General features: G+C 39.7%; 4 protein-coding genes. 1 reads left to right on the forward strand and 3 read right to left on the reverse strand.

Translation table 11 applies throughout. The features are described 5' to 3' along the window. Positions 1–117 precede the first annotated feature (117 nt). The 3 genes from NJ959_RS25780 to glyA all read right to left on the reverse strand — a co-directional run bounded on the left by NJ959_RS25780 (position 118) and on the right by glyA (position 4,257). Positions 118–1,662, reverse strand: a complete 1,545-nt coding sequence (locus NJ959_RS25780; protein WP_254014618.1) for a hypothetical protein — start codon at positions 1,660–1,662, stop codon at positions 118–120. Between the two features lie 53 nt (positions 1,663–1,715). Next, positions 1,716–2,762, reverse strand: coding sequence for an AAA family ATPase (locus tag NJ959_RS25785; RefSeq protein WP_254014619.1), 1,047 nt, complete (start codon positions 2,760–2,762; stop codon positions 1,716–1,718). Positions 2,763–2,973: 211 nt separating this feature from the next. Continuing rightward, entirely contained in the window at positions 2,974–4,257 is a 1,284-nt protein-coding gene (gene glyA / locus NJ959_RS25790) for a serine hydroxymethyltransferase (protein ID WP_254014620.1), read from the reverse strand. Between the two features lie 226 nt (positions 4,258–4,483). On the opposite strand from glyA, the gene NJ959_RS25795 reads away from it, so the two are divergent. Further along, complete coding sequence (locus tag NJ959_RS25795) at positions 4,484–4,681, forward strand: hypothetical protein (RefSeq protein ID WP_254014621.1); 198 nt, start codon at positions 4,484–4,486, stop codon at positions 4,679–4,681. Positions 4,682–4,693: the final 12 nt, after the last annotated feature.

The raw sequence follows: 4,693 nt of genomic DNA on the forward strand, positions 1-4,693 counted from the left end.
GTATATATTCCTCTATCTTATCTTTTTGGTATTTGTTCTTAAAAGATATTAGAGGAACGTAATCACTATAAAAATTTGATTTTTCGGAGTGAAGTTGAATGATGTCTAGTCTGTGACTCACAGATTCTCCTCCAGATAAGTTTTTTGGATGAGTAAAAAATTTGCTTTGAATATCTTAATGCCTTTCAGGTTGAGATTTGGTTCGATTTCTCCTAAAAACTCGGGATTTGTATCTAATTTGTAATAGTAGGGAATGAAAAACTGATTATCATAAATAGTATGTGTTTGCTGAATTGCTAGTTCATAGGTGAGTTGCTTAATAATATCATCCTTGTATTTATTTGCAGATTTCTGAGAAGAGCTTGGATTAGTATAAAATTCAAGTGCTACATCCTTATAATCTATTATTTTTATCTCTTTATCTTTGTTTAAAACTAAGTCTGGTCGCGGAAAACGACGTAGTGATTTACTTCTATCTCGTTTACTCAAATCACCATAATCACGATTTGAGTAAACCAGAGTTCCAGGTTGTAGATCAAACTCAATACAAAGGAGTTCATCCCATCCAAAACTTTCTGAGGTATGTTGTCTTGGGTATTTTGGGATATCAGAAATCTTTCGGTAAATCCATTGATTCCAGTACCAGGTTCTACCTGATGGTTTGTAGTTGCCAACCCGGTTTTGATCTTCGCCTTGCCTTTCATTATTTTGATACCCTTTCAGGGATATATCTGTATCAGCATAGCAGATTTCTTCACGATGATTTTTAAAGAAGTAGGTGTGGCACATATCCTCCCATAGGAGAGAAAATCCCCTCATTCCCCAATAGTTACCATCATTCTGGCTTGGATTAATTTCACCGTATAAGAATATCTCAATGGCTTCGTAAAGTCCCCAATAGTCAGTGTCCTTATAATAAGTGTTCTTATCTATGTTGTCGAGGCTTTCTTTAAGAATGTTGATAGTTTCTGCGAAAGTATCTTTGTCAAAAATAGACTGATTACTACTCAGGTAGTTGTCCTTGAATCGCTGGGCAAGAAAGCGAATATCCTGACTGCGTGCTTTAATGTTCTCCGGTATATCAGCTTGTAACTGCTGCACAATCTCATCGAGAACGTAACAATACAGGTTCACTATATCAGTGCTTTCATAGCGCATCGTCGGACGTGGTAAATCAATCGCATCAACATAAATTACATCCTTATCTAGGTAGATAGCCCGGTCTAAGTATTTGTGAATCTGAGAATAGTCAATATCCTCACTACGTCTAACTTTCTTTTGGATGGAGTTGATAGCAAGGTCATCGTAGGCTTCTAATACTTGCTCGATCATCTTGATCTTGCTGTATAATACACAGACTTCTCCTTCCTCTGTCTCTATACTAACACCCTCGGAGGAAAGGGTTGTTTGATCTTGATCTCGCTGATATTCAGATGTATTTCTGTTGAATCGGCTTGTGCCTATATTGTCATGCTCAAATTTGCGGAAGGTACGATACATTTTGAAAAATAAATCTCGTACAGAGTCGAAATCTCCCTCCGGAAAATTATCAAAGCCGTTTGGCAGACAAAACTCGAAACTATCCCCGGATATGGATTTACGGATACCAACAAAAAAGTCATTGGAACCTTTGATCAGCTTAAGGCTATTAAAGTCAAACACGGCTCATAAAAGAAGAAATACTAGTATTTTAAATTGAGAGCATCAAGGGATAATCAACCATTAAGCTTCATAATATTGTTGATAAAAATATTATGGAGTTTAGTAAAATCTCCGAATGTTACGAGATCATCTCTTTCTATTTCCAGAAGATCCACAAGTGGTTTTTTATCACGGTTGAAAACGCTGTCCCACAAGAAAAACATTAACTTATTCTGTATCTGTTCAGTAGTTACAGGCGGTTTGATAAAATAATAACCGATCTGCTTGTCCTCAATCCCACGAACGGAAGCGTGATGACTTTTAATGAAACTGTTAAGGTTTTTGATTAGCTTTCTCCAATCCTCCTTCTCCAAAGTTCCCCCTTTTCCGTATGTGGCAGGAGGAAGCTTAGTGTCATCCCAGTTAATAAATTCCCAATCCCAACGCCGCTTGAAGGCACTGTCCATAAAGTAAATGGAGTTATCAGAAGTATTCATGGTCGCAACTATGGAGAGGTTGGGAGGAATCAGAATAACCTTATTTACTAAATCAAATTTCAAAAATTCAATTTTCTTTTGTAAAGTTTCCAGTTGTTTAACACCCTCACTTGCATAAGGTGGTAATTTATACTCTATTCTTCCTTCTTCATCATAAGAAAATCTTGTTCCTATTAATTGGAGAAGTTTTGTAAATTCAATCTCAGTTATGTTGATACCATAACTTGACCAGCCATCCTCTTTTCTATCTAATAGCTGAAAAATAGTTCCAAATATTGCGGAAGAATTACCACGGTTTATTTCATCAATAACTAAAGCGACATTCTCAGGTTCTGAAATCTTAATACCTTGTTTATCATGGGATTTAGAAATATTTTTATACGCTTGTGACAATGCTCTGAGAAAATGTCCTTCATAGTAGTTATACTCTACTTTTCCTGCTCTGGTAAGCGGAACCAGTTTCCCCATGAAGTCACCATAAGTATATTCTGGATGGAAAACCGTCTTGATCACATTCTGTGAGTTGGTTATTCCCAAATCATTTGGGATAATTTGGTCATCAATGCTATGACTTTTTCCGGTTCCGGGGCTACCGAAGAGAATTTTTTGAATAGGTAGTTTCACGATTATTAAGCTAATTATGACGAAGTTCTGTGCCGTTAAGCTTTTGTAGATTACCGCCCAACAATCCGGTTTCAATCTCGATCATTTTCGTGACCTGGACATCATAGCGATTAAATTGACCATCATAGGCAGATACAACTATATCTGCCTATAATACTACAAAATCTCAATCACGAATTTCACCATACTGTAAAAGCCATGGTGGCGCACCTCAAACTAAAGCGGGAACAGGCATATTGAGATGAGGATACAAGGGAAAGCGATCGCACAATACACCAACTCGACGACGACAATCTGCTGCGACTGTCTCGTCGTCTGGATTAAGTAAGCGATCCGCGATAATATTACCAATTTCGGTAAACTCCGCTACTCCCATCCCTCGTGTTGTCATGGCAGGGGAACCCAACCGCAATCCGCTAGTGACAAAAGGAGACTCCGGATCGAAAGGCACAGTATTCTTATTAGCAGTAATATTCACACCACTGACTAATCGATCGGCAACTTTACCCGTCATCCCAATAGAGCGTAAATCCACCGACATCAAATGATTGTCAGTCCCGCCAGAAACAATTTTAAATCCTCGTTCTTGCAGTTGAGTTGCTAAAGCTTTAGCATTAGCAATGACATGGCCAGCATACTCTTTAAATGCAGGTGTCAATGCTTCACCAAATGCTACCGCTTTTGCTGCAATAATATGTTCTAAAGGACCACCTTGATTACCAGGAAATACTGCTTTATCAAATTTCTTACCCAATTCAACATCACGGGTAAGAATTAAGCCGCCTCTTGGTCCCCTCAAGGTTTTGTGAGTAGTGGTTGTTACCACATCGCAATAGGGAATAGGATCTGGATGATAACCAGTAACTACTAAACCAGCAATATGAGCAATATCGGCGAATAAATAAGCGCCAACTTCATCAGCAATACTGCGGAATTTAGCAAAATCAATAATCCGAGAATAAGCAGAATAACCGCAAATTATGAGTTTAGGACGTTCTTTAATGGCTAATTCCCGCACTTGCTCGTAATCAATCTGCTCGGTTTCTGGACTAACGCCGTAATGACGCACTTTAAACCATTTACCCGACACATTCACAGGGGAACCGTGGGTGAGATGTCCGCCATGGGACAAATCCATCCCCATAAAAGTGTCACCAGGTTCCAGCAGCGCCAGAAATACAGCAAAATTAGCTTGGGCACCAGAATGAGGCTGTACGTTAGCATGAGCAGCGCCAAAGAGTTGTTTAGCACGGTCAATTGCTAATTGCTCCACATCGTCAATATATTCACAGCCGCCATAGTAGCGTTTTCCCGGCAAACCTTCAGCGTATTTGTTCGTGAGAACTGAGCCTTGAGCCGCTAGGACAGCAGGAGAGGTAAAATTTTCACTGGCAATCAGTTCCAAGTGTTGACGCTGACGCTGGAGTTCTTTGGCGAGACAATTTGCTACGGCTGGATCGGTTTTCGCGAGAAAATCTAAGTTTGTGTCACTCACTTATCGTTATTCCCTAGTGATTGGTCATTCAGGAGAGGTTTGTTCGGTTTGGTGCTTTTGTGCGCACATCCCTAAGTCGATTCTATCGGTTGGATCGACGATTTTAACTTAAACTGCTTCTCACTAACATCTGGCTTACGTTACGGTGTATTGAATTTACCACTTTTTTCCAACTCCCTGAATTAAGATTGAGTTAGCGGTCTTATTGTTTGACCGGAGGTGTCTCATGTTAGTTATTCTGGCTGAAGAGCAAATTATTTCCCCAACGCAAGTTTGTCGAAGCTGTTTGCTGGCTGATAAGAACGGTCAACCCCGGTGGCGTTATGGTAAGTTGGGTTGTGGTCATGCAGTGCCAAAGCTTGCTGAGAATCAACCAGATCAGTATGAGTGTGAGATGGGATTCCGTATTGCCAAGGTTGACTAGTGGGGGTTAGGG

Origin of the sequence: Limnofasciculus baicalensis BBK-W-15 (genome assembly GCF_024178385.1) — a bacterium.
GTDB lineage: Bacteria > Cyanobacteriota > Cyanobacteriia > Cyanobacteriales > Coleofasciculaceae > Limnofasciculus > Limnofasciculus baicalensis.

What these genes read in the sequence shown, in the direction of transcription:
- NJ959_RS25795 (WP_254014621.1), top strand. Translation starts at nt 4,484, where the DNA reads ATGTTAGTTATTCTGGCTGAAGAGCAAATTATTTCCCCAACGCAAGTT.